This window comes from Streptomyces sp. GSL17-111 (genome assembly GCF_037911585.1).
In the GTDB taxonomy this organism is placed as follows: Bacteria; Actinomycetota; Actinomycetes; order Streptomycetales; family Streptomycetaceae; genus Streptomyces.
Map to the genome: position 1 here is coordinate 4,638,418 of NZ_JBAJNS010000001.1, position 15,718 is coordinate 4,654,135.

Here is a 15,718-nt window from a genome sequence, read left to right on the forward strand (position 1 = left end):
CGGTGCGTGCGCGGCGGTGTGCGGACGGCGGCGACCGGTGCGCCCCCCCGCCGCCCGTCCGGCCTACCCTGGCACCGTGCACGAGCAGAACCTCCGCGCCGCCCTGGACGCCCTCCTGGACGGCCTGCCGCCCCGGCAGGCCACGGCGGCCGTCGACCGGCTGATCGCCAGCTACCGGGGCGCCACCCAGACCCACGCCCCCGTCCTGCGGAACGCCGCCGACGCCGCCGCCTACGCCGCCTACCGGATGCCCGCGACCTACGGCGCCGCCTCGGCGGCGCTCGCGGCGCTGGCCGCCCGGCTGCCGGGGTGGTCCCCGGCCACCCACACCGACCTGGGCGGCGGGACGGGCGCCGCGACCTGGGCCGTCGCCGGGACGTGGCCGCAGGGCTGCGCGAGCACGGTGCTGGACTGGGCCGAACCGGCCCTGGCCCTCGGCGCGGAGCTGGCCCGCGCCGCGCTGCCGGGCGTGAGCTGGCGGCAGGCCCGGCTGGCGGGCGGGGAGGAGCTGCCGCAGGCTGACCTCGTCACCGTCTCGTACGTCCTGGGGGAGCTGACGGAGGCGGACCGGGCCGACGTCGTCGCGGCGGCGGCCCGCTCGGGACGGGCGGTCGTCCTCGTGGAGCCGGGCACCCCGGAGGGCTACCTGCGCATCCGCGCCGCCCGCGACGACCTCCTCGCGGCCGGGCTGCGGGTGCTCGCGCCCTGCCCGCACGACGCCGAGTGCCCCATCGTGCCCGGTCGCGACTGGTGCCACTTCGCCGCCCGTGTCAGCCGGTCGTCGCTGCACCGCAGGGTGAAGGGCGGCACGCTGCCCTACGAGGACGAGAAGTACAGCTACGTGGCCGCCGTCCGGCCGGAGCTCGCGCCGCCGGGGGACGCGCCGCCGGGGGACGCGGTGGCGTCCCGCGTCGTCCGCAGGCCGCAGATCCGCAAGGGCCAGGTCCTGCTGGACCTCTGTACGCCCGAGGGGGAGCTGACGCGCGCCACGGTCACCAAGCGCCACCGCGACGCCTACCGGGAGGCGCGCGACACCGACTGGGGCGATTCCTGGCCCTCCCGGCCGGACTGAGCCGCGCGTGGCACCGGGGGCTCGGCGCACGACGGGGCGCGCCGGGCCCCCGGCGGGGTGGGGACGCGGTGCCGCCGTCAGGCCGGCGGCGGTTCCACGCGCGTCACGCCCGCAGTTCGGCCGTGCAGCACTTGACGCTGCCGCCGCCCTTGAGCAGCTCCGTCAGGTCGACGGGGACGGGCTCGTAGCCGCGCTCGCGCAGCGGCTCGAAGAGCCCGGTGGCGGCCTGGGGCAGCAGGACGTGGTGGCCGTCGCTCACCGCGTTGAGGCCCAGGGCGAGCGCGTCGGCCTCCGAGGCCAGGATCGCGTCGGGGAAGAGCCCCGCGAGGACGGCCCGGCTGCCGGGCGAGAACGCGGGCGGGTAGTACATCACCTCGCTGTCGGAGCCGTCGTCCAGCACGCACAGCGCGGTGTCCAGGTGGTAGTAGCGCGGGTCGACGAGGTCGAGACCGATGACCGGGCGGCCGAAGAACTCCTGCGCCTCCGGGTGGGACAGCGGGCTGCTGCGGAACCCGCGCCCGGCCAGCAGCCAGGAGGCCGTCACGGCGAAGTCGCCCTCGCCCTCGTTGACGTGGTCCGGCTCGCGGATCTCCGCGAACCCGTGGGCCCGGTACCACGCGCGGTGGGCGGCGGCCTCCGCCACCCGCTCGGGGTGGGCGAACCGGGCGCCGAGCACCCGTCCGTCGACGACGGTGGCGCCGTTGGCGGCGTACACCATGTCGGGCAGCCCCGGGTCGGGAGCCAGTTCCTCGACGGTGTGGCCGAGGGCCCGGTAGCGGTCCCGCAGGACCTCCCACTGCGCGACGGCGAGCGGGAGGTCCACGGGCTTGCCGGGGTCCATCCAGGGGTTGATGGAGTACGTGACACGGAAGTGTGCCGGTGGGCACATCAGGTAGCGCCGGGCTGCGTACAAAGGGAGCTCCTCACGGGGTCGCCGTGGACTGGTGACCACATGGTCCACCGTGGGGAACGAGAACGCATTGATCCTTCCGGATGATTTACCCGCGCCCCTCCCGCAGTTTGCGCACCAGCTCCCGCCGGGCGGCCATGACGTCCTGAGGACCGCCCCGTCCGGCGCCTGCGCCTTCGCCTCCGGCGCCCGAGAGCGCCTTGCGGGACAGGTGGTTCCGGCGGCCTCCGACGCCGAGCAGGTCCTTGCCGCGTGCCGAGCTCATGGGGCGACTCCTTCCTTCGGGTGCGTTCGTCGCCGCGTGGCCGCGCCGCTCGGCCCGGGGAGGGGCCGGATGCGGCGACACCTCCACCATGTAACGAGACGGTTCGTCTCGTCAAGACGGTTCGTCTCGTCTTCGGACTGCTACCGTGCCTCCATGCCCCGGACACCCGCCCGCACCCCCGACGCCGGCCGCCGCAGCGAACGGTCCCGGCGCGCCATCCTCGACGCCAGCCTCGCCCTCGTCGGCGAGGTCGGCTACCACAAGCTGACCATCGAGGCCATCGCCGCCCGGGCCGGCGTCGGCAAGCAGACCATCTACCGCTGGTGGCCCTCCAAGGCCGCCGTCCTGCTCGACGCCTTCACCGCCCGCACCGAGGACCCGGAGTACGCGGCGGGCCTGCCCGACACCGGGGACCTCGCCGCCGACCTCAAGCTCGTCCTGCGCGCGACCGTCGACGAGTTCAACGACCCCGCCTTCGAGGCGCCCTACCGGGCTCTGGCCGTGGCCGGCGCCCTGGACCCGGACCTCTCCCGGCAGTTCACCGAGCGCCTCAACGAGCCCGGGCTCGCGGCCTACCGGGAGCGGCTGCGCTCCGCCCGGGAGGCCGGCCAGATCGCCCCCGGCATCGACCTCGACGTCGCCGTCGAGCTGCTGACCGGTCCCTTCTTCGCCCGCTGGCTCTCCCGCTCCGGCGGCCTCACCCACGCGTTCACCGACGCCCTGGTCGACACCGTCCTGGCCGGTCTGCGGCCCCGCGACTCCTGACCGCGTCGAGGGGTCACCGGGCCGGATTCCCGGACATGGCCCCACGTTCCGTATCCTCGGAGGATTCAGCGGGCCATCAGGACGCGATGCGGGCGCCCCGGGCAGCGAGGGAGAGCGGATGGAACGGGAAGGCCGGGAAGGCAGGGTCTCCTGGTGGCTGCGGCGCCGGGCGCGCAACGCCGTCACGCGGGCGGAACAGGAGGCACGGGCCCGGGAGGACCTGCTGCTCGCGGCCGCCGCCGCCGGATTCCCGCTCGCCCTGGCCGCCCACCCCGAGGGGTACGGCTGCTCCTGCGAGCGCATCGGCTGTCCCACCCCCGCCCGGCACCCGCTGTCCTTCGCCTGGCGGACGCAGGCGAGCAGCGACCCGGACACCGTCCTGCGCTGGGCCCGCAGCCGCCCGGAGGCCAACTTCATCACGGCCACCGGGATCGTCCACGACGTGCTCGACGTGCCCTACGAGCCCGGTCTCGCCGCCCTGGAACGGCTGGAGAGCGAGGGTGTGGAGACGGGGCCGGTGGCCGTCCTCGGTGAGGAGCGGCTGCTCTTCTTCACCACCACCCGCACCCCCGACGACGAGGACGAGTGGTGGCCCTGCGAGCTGGACTGCCACCCGGAGACGATGGACGAGCACCCCGGCCTGCGCTGGCACTGCCAGGGCAGCTACGTCCTCGTCCCCCCGGCCCGGCTGCCCGGCGTCCACCGGCCGGAGGTCGCGTGGGTGCGGGCACCGGAGCGCCCGCTGCCCGACCCGCTGTCGCTGCTGGAGGCCCTGACCGACGCGTGCGCCGCCTACGCCGGCTCCGCAGCCGCCCAGGACCATCCGGACTTCCACGGCTCCGCCGCCTGGCCCGCCCGCTGACCGGCGCCGCCGTCAGCGGGCGCCGTCCTCCCGGTCGGACGCGGCGGCCTTCGGAGGATGGGCGCGCAGCGAACCGGCGTGCGCCTTGGCCGTCGGGTCGCGCCGGGTCTTGAGCAGGCTCGCCACGGTCACGACCGTCAGCACGACGCCGATCACGGTGAGGCTGACCGGGGTGGAGATCTCGGGGACGCTCTCGCTGAGGTCCACGTGCGCCCAGTGCAGGATGAGCTTGACGCCGATGAAGGCGAGGATCAGGGCCAGCCCGGCCGAGAGGTAGACCAGCCGGTCCAGCAGCCCCTTGACGAGGAAGAACAGGGCCCGCAGGCCGAGCAGGGCGAAGGCGTTCGCGGCGAAGACGATGTAGGGCTCCTGCGTGACGCCGAACACCGCCGGGATGGAGTCGAGCGCGAAGAGCAGGTCGATGCTGCCGATGGCGAGCAGGACGATGAACAGCGGGGTGACCATCCGGCGCCCGTCGACGCGTGTGGTGAGCCGGCCGCCCACGTAGTCGGGGGTGATGGGCAGGAACCGGCGGGCGGCCTTCACCATGACGTTGTCGTCGACGTCCGGGTCCTCGTTCCGGTGCCGGAACAACTGGACGGCCGTGTAGATCAGCAACAGGCCGAACAGCAGGAACATGAACGAGAACAGCGCCAGCAGGGTCGCGCCGAGCGCGATGAAGACCGCCCGCATGGCGAGGGCCAGCACGATGCCGAAGGTGAGCACCTTGTGCTGGTGCTCCTCCGGCACGGCGAAGGTCGTCATGATGATGACGAAGACGAACAGGTTGTCGACCGACAGGCTCTTCTCGACGATGTACCCGGCGAAGTACTCGGTGCCGAAGTCGCCGCCGTACCGCACGGTGAACCAGACCCCGAAGGCCACGGCGACCAGGATGTAGAACACCGACCACGCGGTGGCCTCGCCGAAGCGGACCCGGTGCGGGCGCGCCGCCGCCAGGGTCAGGTCCACCGCGAGAAGCACCAGGATCAGGCCGATGGTGACCGTCCAGGTGAGTGCGCTGATGTCCGGCACCGATCCTCCCTGTCGTCCGATGAGTGGGACGCTGATCCTGGTACCCCCGGTGCGGCGACGCCAAGCGGGCTCGCGGCGGTGCGGGCCCGGGGGCCGGTGTTCCCGCCCGCCGCGCCGGTACGGAGGGGTCGTTCGGTCGAGCCGGTGGACGGGCCCCGAACGCGCGGCCGGTCACCGGGACGCGGTCATCGGGACGCGGTCATCGGGACGCGGCCGCAGCGGTGGGGCTCAGGCGCCCTCGGCGGAGACCAGGGCGGAACGCTGGCCCAGGAAGTCGACGCGCGCGCCGGGGTCCGGCGCCTCAGGCACGGTGACGAGCTGCTGGTAGAGGTAGGCCTGCGTGAGCGACCGCTCGGCCTCGCCCTTGAGCAGCGGCTTCACCAGCGGGTCGACGGTCGGCGTGTAGCCGTCGGCCACCGTCTGCCTGGTGTGCTGGTGCACGGTGAAGAACGCCACCGCGCCGCCGTCCTCGGTGTACAGGCCCATCACCGGGTACCGCTCGGGGTCGGCGGGGCTGTCGTCCCACTCGTTGCGGGCGGCCGGACGGTTGGCCGCCTCGGCCCGCGTCTCGCGCCGCTCGGTGGTCGACGGACCCGGGGCGAAGACCTCGCCCTCGCCGGTCCGCAGGAAGTCCGTGTACTTCTCGCCCAGGTCGGCGGGGGGCACGAACAGGTCGTCCTCCGCGTCCGCGCGCAGCGGCTCGGCGTAGCCCTCCTCGTCCTCCGCGAAGGCCGGGACGTCCTTCGGGTCCAGCACCGTCAGGTAGGACGCCTTCCAGTCGGCGTCGACCCCGTCGCGGGAGAACATGACCAGCCAGTGCGCCTCGGTGTCACCGACCTGCCCGGGGGCGGAGGCCAGGAAGTACTTCGGCCAGCCCGCCTGTCGGGGGATGTGGAACTCGGGCTCGCCCAGCTCCAGTGGGTCGAACTCCGTGTCGCCCTCGGGGCTCACGGCCTTCCGCGCGGTCAGCGAGGCCCGCTCCATGTCGCCGAGGGAGCCGTTCTGGACGGTGGCGGCCAGGTCGGCGTCGAAGGCGGCGCGCGCCTCGTTCGTCACCCTGACGTAGCGCTCCAGCGCCTTCCCGGCCTCGGCCTCCGTCGTCGCCGCGACGACGGCCGTCTCGCCGTGGACCGTCATGCAGCCGGTCAGCCCCGCCACCATGCCCGCCAGCGCGGCCGTGACCGCCGCCGCACGCACCCACGCCCTCATGCCCGTGCCCTCCCCGAGACCCCGGTTCCGTCCGCCGCAAGGCGGCACCCTACCCGTCCCCGCTCCCGCGCCGGGCGGGGGCGGCCCTTCGGTGACGCCCCGGCTCAGGGCAGCGTCAGGATCTCCGCGCCCGTCGGCGTCACGACGAGGGTGTGCTCGAACTGCGCGGTGCGCCTGCGGTCCTTGGTGACGACCGTCCAGCCGTCCTCCCACATGTCCCACTCGTGGGTGCCGAGCGTCAGCATCGGCTCGATGGTGAACGTCATGCCGGGCTGCATCACGGTCGTCGCCCGGGGATCGTCGTAGTGCGGGATGATCAGCCCGGAGTGGAACGCGCTGTTGATGCCGTGGCCGGTGAAGTCGCGCACGACGCCGTAGCCGAACCGCTGGGCGTAGGCCTCGATGACGCGGCCGATGATGTTGATCTGCCGACCCGGACGGACCGCCTTGATCGCCCGGTTCAGCGCCTCCTCGGTACGTTCGACCAGGAGCCGCGAGACCTCGTCGACCTCTCCGCACAGGTAGGTCCGGTTGTTGTCGCCGTGGACCCCCCCGATGTACGCGGTCACGTCCAGGTTGACGATGTCGCCGTCGCGCAGCACGGTCGAGTCGGGGATGCCGTGGCAGATGACCTCGTTGACCGAGGTGCACAGCGACTTGGGGAAGGCGCGGTAGCCCAGCGTCGAGGGGTAGGCCCCGTGGTCGCACAGGTAGGTGTGCACGACCTCGTCCAGCGCGTCCGTGGTGACGCCCGGCGCGATGTGCTCCGCCGCCGCCTCCAGGGCGCCCGCCGCGATGCGTCCGGCCACCCGCATGCGCTCGATCGTTTCGGAGTCCTGCACCTCCGGCCCGGTGTACGGCGTCGGCGCCTCCTTGCCCACGTACTCGGGGCGCGCGATGGAGGCCGGAACAGTACGCCTCGGGGACAGGGTGCCGGGAACGAGCAGAGACTGGCTGGACATGGGGGCGAGTCTAGAGGTTTCGTCCGGGAGCGACCGACGTGGTGGGGTGGGCGCGGGTGGGGCAGCATGCCGGTATGGCTCTCTTCAAGCGCAGGACCCCGGGCAAACCGGGCGAGTGGTACTACTGCCTCAGGCACGGCACCGTCGAGGAAGGCCCGCAGTGCGGCGCCGCCGACCGCTTCGGCCCCTATCCCAGCCGGGAGGAGGCCGCCCACGCGATGGACACGGCGCGGGAGCGGAACGAGGAGTGGCGCACCGACCCCGCCTGGAACGACGACCCCGACGACCGTCCCGAGGACCGCCCCGACGACGGCGCAGCCCCCGACGGCCGGCCCGGCCGCTGACGCCACCGGCCGTCACGTCCCCGCGTCCCGCTCCTCCCGGACGGCCCGGGCGTACCGGTCGGTCCTGGCGTCGTAGGCGAGCAGCCTCGGCAGGCACAGCACGAGCAGGCCCACCGCCCCGACGCACAGCAGCCCGCCCGCCCACACCGAGGCGCGCACCGAGGTCAGGTCCGCCATCGTGCCCGCCCGCACCTGCCCGAGCTGCGGGCCCCCGGCGTACGACAGCAGCTCGATGCCCGCCAGCCGCCCGCGCAGCGCGTCCGGGACGGACTGGTCCCACAGCGTGTGCCGGAAGACGCCGCTGACCATGTCGAAGCCCCCCGCGACGGCGAGCAGCAGCAGGACCGGCCACAGCTGACCGGAGCCCGCCGCCCAGCCGGCTCCGGCGGTGGCGGCCCCCGTGCCCAGTGCCGCCCAGACCACCGCGCGCCCGTGCCGGTGCACCCGCGCCGTCCAGCCGCTGGTCAGGCTGACGACGGCCGAGCCGGCCGGGAGGGCCGCGTACATCAGCCCGAGGGCCCACGTCGCCCCGAGGTCCTCGGCCAGGAACGGGAAGAGCGCCATCGGGAAGGCGAAGAACGTCACGGCGAGGTCGACGAGGTAGCTGCCGAGCAGTTCCTTGCGCCGCCACGCGTAGCCCGCGCCCTCGGCGATGCCGCGCGGCGACACCCGCCGGGCGCCCGGCCGCGCCGGGGACGGCGACAGCCGCCGGGCCAGGAGCAGGGCGAGGCCGCAGCCCAGCAGGTTCACCGCGTAGGCCGTGCCGACGTCCGCCCCCGCCACGACCAGCCCGGCCAGCGACGGTCCGAGGACCGCCCCGAGCTGCCAGCGCAGCGCGCTCCACGCGGCGGCGGCCGACAGCTGGCCGTGCGCGACGACGCGGGGCACCAGCGCGCTCATGGCGGGCTGCTGGAGGCCGGTGAGCGCGCTGGAGAGCGCCGCCGCCGCGTACAGCGGCCACACCAGCGGCACGGGCAGCACCGCGTTGACGACGAGCAGGCCCGCCACGCAGGCCAGCCCCGCCTCCGCCCACAGGACGAGCCGCCGCTGGTCGACGGCGTCGGCCAGCGCGCCGCCGACCAGCCCGAACAGGGCGAGCGGCACGAGCTGGACGACGCCGATCAGGCCGACGGCCAGGGGTGAGCCGGTGAGCTGGGCGAGCTGGAAGGGCAGGGTGACGGCGGTGAAGCCCCGGCCCAGGGTGGCGACGGCCCCGGCCCACCACAGGGCCCGGAAGTCGGGCGACGTGCGCCAGGGGGCGAGGTCGGGCAGGAGGGCGGGCACGACCAGTCATGCTCGGGCCCGGCGCGGGCGTCCGGCAACCGGATTACGGCCCGGCGGGCGCCGGGGGGCGCCGTTCCGTCGCGCCGGGCCTGGCAGGATCGGGGCATGACTGCACCTGCACCCAAGAAGGACCCGTGGGACCTCCCGGACGTCAGCGGGCTCACCGTCGGCGTGCTCGGGGGCACCGGCGACCAAGGACGCGGCCTGGCCTACCGGCTGGCGAAGGCCGGCCAGAAGGTGGTGCTCGGCTCGCGCTCGGCCGACCGCGCCCGCAGCGCGGCCGAGGAGCTCGGGCACGGCGTCGAGGGCGCCGACAACGCCGAGTGCGCCCGGCGCGGTGACGTGGTGATCGTCGCCGTCCCCTGGGACGGCCACGCGGCGACCCTGGAGAGCCTGCGCGAGGAGCTGGCCGGCAAGCTCGTCGTGGACTGCGTCAACCCGCTGGGATTCGACAAGAAGGGTGCCTACGCGCTCGTGCCCGAGGAGGGCAGCGCCGCCGAGCAGGCCGCCGCGCTGCTGCCGGACTCCCGGGTGACGGCCGCGTTCCACCACCTGTCGGCCGTGCTGCTCAAGGACCCGGCGATCGAGCGCATCGAGACCGACGTCATGGTGCTCGGCGAGGTCCGCGCGGACTGCGAGATCGTGCAGGCCCTGGCCGGCCGCGTCCCCGGCATGCGCGGCGTCTTCGCCGGCCGGCTGCGCAACGCCCACCAGGTCGAGTCCCTGGTGGCGAACCTGATCTCCGTCAACCGCCGCTACAAGGCCCACGCGGGTCTGCGCCTCACCGACATCTGACGCCGTGGGGGCATGGGGGACAATGGGGGCCGTAGGCGCAAGACCGACCGCGTGAACCTGGAGCCCCACCCCATGCCCCGCATCGCCCTGTACGCCGTGCTCGTCTGTGTGCTCACCACGGTGGCCGCGGTGCTGTCGTTCGTCAACGGGAGCTTCCTCGGGGTGGTGTGGCTCCTGATGGCCGGCGTCTCCTCCAACATGGCCTACTTCTACTGGCGCAAGGCCTGCATGGACCGCGAGGCGGCAGCGAGTGGGGACCGAGGGGCGTCGTGACGCCTCCGGGCCCCACACCGAGGGCGGTCCGCGGTGGAGCAGGCCGTCGCTCCCGTGGCGTAGGGACGTGCGCCGCGTTGTGATGGAGGGGAACCGTTCCCACGGGCGTCACGCCGGACTTCCCGAGGTACGCCATGAACCCCATCGAACCCCTGGTGGCCCTAGGGCGTAGGGCGGCCGCCCACCTCGTCGTCCTCCCTCGGGCCGAGGCCGCCCTCCTGGCCGTCACGGCGGTGGCACTGACGGCCGGTGGCATCGCCTGGCTGGCGGGGGCCGGCCCCCTCGCGGACGCGTTCTGGATCCTGGGTACCGTCAGCGCCGTCGCGCCCGCTGTGGGATGGGTGATCGCCGCGCTGCGGCACGGACGCGCGGGCGTGGACCTCATCGCGGTACTGGCCCTCGGCGGCACGCTGGCCGTGGGCGAATACCTGGCCGGTGCCCTCATCGCGCTCATGCTCGCCACCGGCCGCACGCTGGAGGCGGCGGCCCGGCGCCGCGCCTCCCACGACCTGCGAGCCCTGCTGGAACACGCACCGCGATCGGCCCGTCGCCTCGACGCCACCGGGGTGACCACCGTGCCGCTGGACCGGGTGGCTGTCGGGGACCTGCTCGTCGTGGGCCCCGGCGAGGTGGTCCCCGTGGACGGTCGGGTCGAGCGCGCCGCCGCAGTCCTTGACGAGTCGGTGCTCACCGGGGAGCCCCTCCAGGTCGAGCGCGGGCAGGGGGAAGGCGTGCGCAGCGGGGTGGTGAACGCGGGCGGTGCCTTCGAGCTGCGCGCCACGGCCACCGAACAGGACAGCACCTATGCCGGGATCGTGCGGCTGGCCCAGCAGGCCGGGGCCGAGTCCGCTCCGGTCGTCCGGCTGGCCGACCGGTACGCCGCCTGGTTCCTTCCCCTGTCCCTCGCGGTGGCCGGACTCGCCTGGTGGATCAGTGGCTCCGCCGTCCGAGCCGTGGCCGTCCTCGTGGTGGCCACCCCGTGCCCGTTGCTGCTGGCCGCTCCGGTCGCCATCGTCTCCGGGCTCAACCGGGCCTCCCGCCTCGGCGTGGTCATCCGCGACGGCGGGGCGCTGGAGAACCTGGGCCGCGCCCGCACGCTTCTGCTCGACAAGACCGGCACCCTGACCCGCGGGCGCCCCCGCGTCCTCGACGTCACGGCCGCCCCCGGCGTCAAACCCGCCGAGGTGCTGCGCCTCGCGGCCTCGCTCGACCAGTACTCGCCCCACGTGCTGGCCCAGGCCATCGTCGAGACCGCCCGTGACCGCGGCCTCACGCTTTCGACGGCCTCCGGTGTCACCGAGCGTCCCGGCCGGGGTGCCTTCGGCACCGTGGAGGGACACCACGTTTCGATCGGCCGCCTCGACGCCGCTGCCCCGCGTCCCGCGTGGGCCGGGGCCGTCGACAACCGCGCCCTCCTCGACGGCGCGGCCGTCGCCTGGCTGACCGTGGACGGCGGCCTGTCCGGTGCCGTCCTGCTGCGCGACCCGTTGCGCCACGACGCGCCGCGCACGCTGCGCCACCTGCGGTCGGCGGGCATCGACCGGCTGCTGGTCCTCACCGGTGACCGCGCGGCGCCGGCCCGTGAGGTGGCCGCTGTCCTCGGTCTCGACGACGTGCGCGCCGAACTCAGCCCGGCCGACAAGGTCGCCGCCGTGCGTGCGGAACGCCGACGCGCCACCACCGTGATGGTCGGTGACGGCGTCAACGACGCACCCGCCCTCGCCGCCGCCGACATCGGCGTCGCCATGGGGGCCCGCGGCTCCACCGCCTCCTCCGAGGCCGCCGACATCGTGCTGACCACCGACCGTGTGGACCGGCTCGCCGACGCCGTCACCCTCGCCCAGCGGGCCCGCCGGATCGCGGTCCAAAGCGCCCTCGGCGGCATGGTGATGTCCCTGGCGGCCATGGCCGCGGCCGCCGCCGGCCTGCTCCCGCCGGCCGCCGGAGCCCTGTTGCAGGAGGCCATCGACGTCGCCGTGATCCTCAACGCCCTGCGCGCCTTGCGCGTCGACCGGGCCGTTCGGCCCCGCCTCACTCCCACCGCCGAGGCCCTCATCCACCGCTTCTCCGCCGAACACGACGATCTCCGGGACGTCCTGGACGCCGTACGCGATGCCGCCGACCGTCTTTCGGACACACCGGGGCCCGGCGCGCTCGCCGCCGTGGAGGAGGCCCACCGACTTCTCACGGAACGCCTCCTGCCCCACGAGCGCGCCGAGGAGCACGAGCTCTACCCGGCCCTCGCGCCCGCTCTCGGCGGCCCCGAAGCCACCGCCACCATGAGCCGCGCCCACGTCGAGATCGAACGCCTCTCCCGGCGCATCGCGACCCACCTCCGCATGGCCCCCAGGGGCGACGGTCCGGCTCCCGAGCAGCTCGACGACCTGCGCTCCTGCCTCTACGGCCTCAACACCGTCCTGCGCCTGCACTTCACCCAGGAAGAGGAGAACTACTTCTCCCTCGCTCCCTGAGAGAGCGCACCGCCCCCCGGCGCCGCGCGTCCGCGATCAGCCCCGGCGTGCGCGGGGCCGCGCCCCGGAGGGGACAATGGCGCCGTGTATCGGTACGGGGTTCTGGGCGCGGTACGGGTCGAGCGGGACGACGGGTCCGCCGTCGCGGTGGGCGGGGCCCGGCTGCGGGCGCTGCTGACGGCGCTGGCCGTCCGCCCCGGGCACGTCGTCGGGCTGCCGGCGCTCACCGGCGCGGTGTGGCCCGAAGGTGACGCCCCGGCCGACCCGCAGGCCGCGCTGCAGGCCCTGGTCGGACGGTTGCGCCGGACACTCGGCCGGGACGCCGTCGAGCTGGCGGACGGCGGATACCGCCTGGACGCCCGCCCCGACGACGTCGACCTCCACCGCTTCGAACGGCTGACCGCCCAGGGGATCGCCGCGCTGGACGCCGGCCGTCCGGCCGCCGCCGTGCCCGTGCTGGACGAGGCGCTGGCGCTGTGGCGCGGCCCCGCCCTGGCCGACCTGCCCGACGCGGCCGACCCGGCGGGCGTCGACCCGGCGGCCCGCCGCGCCGAGGCCCGTCGGACGGAGGCGCGCCGGGCGCGTGCCGAGGCCGTCCTGGCGACGGGCGGGGCCGCGCAGGCGCTGCCGGAGCTGGCGCAGCTGTGCGCGGAGCACCCCCTCGACGAACGCGCCCAGCTGCTGCGGCTGCGGGCGCTGCGGGACGCCGGGCGTCCGGCGGAGGCTCTGGCCGCCTACGAGAGCGTCCGCGCCCGGCTGGCCGCGCGGCTGGGGACCGACCCGGGCCCCGGGCTGCGGGCCCTGCACGCCGAACTCCTCACCCGGACGACCGCCCCGCCCACCGCCCCGCATCCCGAGCCATCCGCCCCGCCGTCCGCCCCCTCGGCGTTCCCGCCGGGGAGCCTGCGCCCCCGGCTGACCTCGTTCGTCGGCCGCGAGGAGGAGCTGGCCGCCCTGCGCGCCGCACTGCCCCGCCACCGCCTGGTGACCCTGCTGGGCACCGGCGGCTGCGGCAAGACCCGGCTGGCCCAGGAGGCGGCCGACGCCCTGGCCGACCACTACCCCGACGGCGTCCGGCTCGCGGAGCTGGCCTCCGTCCGCGACCCGGCGACGGTGCCGGAGGCCGTGCTCACCGCACTCGGCGGGCGCGAGACGGTGCTCGGGACGTCCGAGAGCCTGCGCGCGGCCACCCGCGCCGGGGGGCCCGCAGCCGACCCGCTCGACCGGCTCGCCGAGCACTGCGCGCCGCGCCGCATGCTCCTGCTGCTGGACAACTGCGAGCACGTGATCGACGCCGCCGCCCGGCTGGCCGAGCGGCTGGCCCTCTCCTGCCCGCACGTCACGGTGCTGGCCACGAGCCGGGAGCCGCTGGGGGTGGGCGGCGAGTCGGTGGTCGTCGTCGACCCGCTGCCGCAGGCCATGGCTCTGCGCCTGCTCCAGGACCGGGGCGCGGCGACGCGCGCCGGCTTCTCCACCGCCGAGGACCCGGGGCCTTGCGCCGACCTGTGCCGCAGGCTGGACGGGTTGCCGCTGGCCATCGAACTGGCGGCGGCCCGGCTGCGCTCCCTCACCCCGCGCCAGCTCGTGGAGCGGCTGGGGGACCGGTTCCGGCTGCTGACCGGCGGCAGCCGCACGGCCCTGCCCCGGCAGCAGACGCTGCGCGCCGTCGTGGACTGGTCGTGGGACCTGCTGGACGAGGCCGAGCGCGCCGTCCTGCGCCGCCTCGCCGTCTGCTCGGGCGGCTGCGCTCCTGAGCAGGCCGAGGAGGTGTGCGCGGGGGCGGGCGTGGCCGCCCGCGACGTCGTCCCGCTCCTCGGCTCCCTCGTCGACAAGTCGCTGGTCGTCGCGGACACCACGCCGGACGGGATGCGGTACCGGCTGCTGGAGACGGTCGCCGAGTACGCCGCCGAGCGGCTGGACGAGGCGGGGGAGCGGGAAGCCACCCGGCGGCGCCACCTCACGGCGTACCGCGAACTCGCCCGCACCACCGAGCCGTTGCTGCGCGGACCGGGCCAGCGGGCGCACCTGGAGCGGCTGGAGCGCGACCACGACAACCTCCGCACCGCCCTGCGCCGGGCCGTCGAGGCGGCGGAGGAGCACGAGGCGCTCAGCCTCCTGCACTCGATGCAGTGGTTCTGGGCCCTGCGCGGCCACAGCGGCGACGTCACCACCTGGTCCCGAGAGGTCTGCGCGCTCTTCCCCGACCCGTTCGCGCCCCCCGCCGAACCGGCCGTGCCGGTGCCGGGGCGGGCCACGGCCGTCCCCCCGCCCCTGCCGCCCGACCGGCTCGCCGAGGCCCGGCGCGGCGCGTGGCTCCTCCAGCTGTGCAGCGGCGAACCCGACATGGACCTCGTGTCCGACCCCGTCTACCAGGACCGGCTGCGCGAGGTCATCCGCGTCTACCGGCCCGGCCTGCCGCAGACCTGCCACCCGCCCGGCTACGCCTGGCTGTACGCGCTGATCCTCCTGAGCGAGGGCGAGCTGCTCTTCCGCGCCCTGGACGCCACGGTCGACGCCGCCCGGGCCGGCGGGGAGGAGTGGGACCTGGCGTTCGCGCTGCACATGCGCACCCGCTTCGCCCTGGAACGTCCCCCGGCCCTGGAGCAGGCGGCCCGCGACGCCGCGGAGGCCCTCGCGATCTTCACCCGGCTGCAGGACGCGTGGGGCGTCGCGCAGGCCCTCTCCGGCCACGGGGAGATCGACGAGCGCCGCGGCGACCGCGCCTCGGCGGCCGGGAACTACGAGGCGGCCGTCGCCCTCGCGGAGGAACTGGGCGCCCACAGCGAGGTGCCCCTCCTGCGCGCCCGGCTCGCGGGCGTCCACCTGGAGGCCGACGAGGACCCGGAGCTGGTCGGCCACATCCTGCGGGAGGCGCTGCGCGAGGGCCAGGGCCAGAGCGAGGACGTCGTCGTCTACGTGCGGGTCCTGCTGACCATGTGGCACGGGCGGCACGGCAGGACGAGCGAGGCCCACGACCAGGTGCGCGTCCTGCGGACCCGCTTCCACGAGGGCGCGCCCCCGATGTTCCGGGGCATGCTCGACGGGATGGCGGCCTGGCTGCACGTGCTGGAGGGAGCGCACGGGCAGGCCCTCGTCCTGCTGCGGGACGCCCTCGCCCGCACCGCCGAGGACCGCGTCACCCAGTTGGTCGCCCCGCACCTGACGACGACCCAGCTGGCCACCGCCGCCGAGGCGCTGGCCGGGGTCGGCCGGGCCGAGGACGCCGCCCGGGTGCTGGGCGCCTTCGACGCCCGCGACCTGCCCCTCGGCGCGGGCACGCGCAACGTACGGGACTGCCGGGAACGCGCCGAGGCCGCCGTCCGCCCGGTGCTCGGGGACGCCGCGTACGCCCGCGCCCACACCGACGGTGCCCGTCTCGCCCCCGCCGACGTCGCCCCGCTGTGCGGCGGCCCCCGGCGGTGAAGCCGCCCCGGCGGGCGTGAACCGGCCGGGGCGGGCGGGGCCGCCGGA

Annotated in this window: 14 protein-coding genes; 8 read left to right on the forward strand and 6 right to left on the reverse strand. The window is 75.5% G+C overall.

Annotated elements, in window-relative coordinates; genetic code table 11:
- Positions 1–76 precede the first annotated feature (76 nt).
- Positions 77–1,072 carry a small ribosomal subunit Rsm22 family protein gene (locus V6D49_RS20740; protein ID WP_340561829.1) on the forward strand — a complete coding sequence of 332 codons (996 nt, stop codon included), beginning with the start codon at positions 77–79 and terminating at the stop codon, positions 1,070–1,072.
- Positions 1,073–1,175: 103 nt separating this feature from the next.
- Here V6D49_RS20740 and ddaH read toward each other — a convergent pair whose 3' ends face one another.
- Complete coding sequence (gene ddaH, locus V6D49_RS20745; protein WP_445330566.1) at positions 1,176–1,985, reverse strand: dimethylargininase; 810 nt, start codon at positions 1,983–1,985, stop codon at positions 1,176–1,178.
- A gap of 85 nt (positions 1,986–2,070) precedes the next feature.
- Entirely contained in the window at positions 2,071–2,247 is a 177-nt protein-coding gene (locus V6D49_RS20750; RefSeq protein WP_340561830.1) for a DUF6243 family protein, read from the reverse strand.
- A gap of 153 nt (positions 2,248–2,400) precedes the next feature.
- Here V6D49_RS20750 and V6D49_RS20755 point away from each other — a divergent pair, with 153 nt between their 5' ends.
- Together V6D49_RS20755 and V6D49_RS20760 are read left to right on the forward strand one after the other, a co-directional pair.
- Complete coding sequence (locus V6D49_RS20755) at positions 2,401–3,012, forward strand: TetR/AcrR family transcriptional regulator (protein WP_340561832.1); 612 nt, start codon at positions 2,401–2,403, stop codon at positions 3,010–3,012.
- A gap of 118 nt (positions 3,013–3,130) precedes the next feature.
- The gene (locus V6D49_RS20760) at positions 3,131–3,874 is read left to right on the forward strand and encodes a bifunctional DNA primase/polymerase (protein WP_340561833.1); all 744 of its coding nucleotides are present in this window, start codon (positions 3,131–3,133) and stop codon (positions 3,872–3,874) included.
- A gap of 12 nt (positions 3,875–3,886) precedes the next feature.
- Here the strand turns inward: V6D49_RS20760 and V6D49_RS20765 are convergent, their stop codons facing one another.
- The 3 genes from V6D49_RS20765 to map form a co-directional block, all read right to left on the reverse strand.
- Positions 3,887–4,909 carry a TerC family protein gene (locus V6D49_RS20765; RefSeq protein WP_340561835.1) on the reverse strand — a complete coding sequence of 341 codons (1,023 nt, stop codon included), beginning with the start codon at positions 4,907–4,909 and terminating at the stop codon, positions 3,887–3,889.
- Positions 4,910–5,137: 228 nt separating this feature from the next.
- The gene (locus tag V6D49_RS20770; RefSeq protein ID WP_340561836.1) at positions 5,138–6,118 is read right to left on the reverse strand and encodes a hypothetical protein; all 981 of its coding nucleotides are present in this window, start codon (positions 6,116–6,118) and stop codon (positions 5,138–5,140) included.
- A 104-nt stretch (positions 6,119–6,222) separates the two neighbouring features.
- Positions 6,223–7,080, reverse strand: coding sequence for a type I methionyl aminopeptidase (gene map / locus V6D49_RS20775; protein WP_340561838.1), 858 nt, complete (start codon positions 7,078–7,080; stop codon positions 6,223–6,225).
- A 74-nt stretch (positions 7,081–7,154) separates the two neighbouring features.
- Here map and V6D49_RS20780 point away from each other — a divergent pair, with 74 nt between their 5' ends.
- Positions 7,155–7,424: a hypothetical protein gene (locus V6D49_RS20780; RefSeq protein ID WP_340561840.1), complete on the forward strand. Its 270-nt coding sequence runs from the start codon at positions 7,155–7,157 to the stop codon at positions 7,422–7,424.
- A gap of 12 nt (positions 7,425–7,436) precedes the next feature.
- Here V6D49_RS20780 and V6D49_RS20785 read toward each other — a convergent pair whose 3' ends face one another.
- The gene (locus V6D49_RS20785; RefSeq protein ID WP_340561841.1) at positions 7,437–8,708 is read right to left on the reverse strand and encodes an MFS transporter; all 1,272 of its coding nucleotides are present in this window, start codon (positions 8,706–8,708) and stop codon (positions 7,437–7,439) included.
- A gap of 105 nt (positions 8,709–8,813) precedes the next feature.
- On the opposite strand from V6D49_RS20785, the gene npdG reads away from it, so the two are divergent.
- The 4 genes from npdG (at position 8,814) to V6D49_RS20805 (ending at position 15,670) form a co-directional block, all read left to right on the forward strand.
- A complete protein-coding gene (gene npdG, locus V6D49_RS20790; RefSeq protein ID WP_340561842.1) occupies positions 8,814–9,503 on the forward strand; it encodes an NADPH-dependent F420 reductase in 690 nt (229 codons plus the stop codon).
- Between the two features lie 51 nt (positions 9,504–9,554).
- On the forward strand, positions 9,555–9,776 hold the full coding sequence (locus tag V6D49_RS20795; protein ID WP_445330567.1) for a hypothetical protein: 222 nt from the start codon (positions 9,555–9,557) through the stop codon (positions 9,774–9,776).
- Between the two features lie 134 nt (positions 9,777–9,910).
- On the forward strand, positions 9,911–12,247 hold the full coding sequence (locus V6D49_RS20800) for a heavy metal translocating P-type ATPase (protein ID WP_340561844.1): 2,337 nt from the start codon (positions 9,911–9,913) through the stop codon (positions 12,245–12,247).
- Positions 12,248–12,331: 84 nt separating this feature from the next.
- A complete protein-coding gene (locus V6D49_RS20805) occupies positions 12,332–15,670 on the forward strand; it encodes an AfsR/SARP family transcriptional regulator (RefSeq protein WP_340561846.1) in 3,339 nt (1,112 codons plus the stop codon).
- Positions 15,671–15,718: the final 48 nt, after the last annotated feature.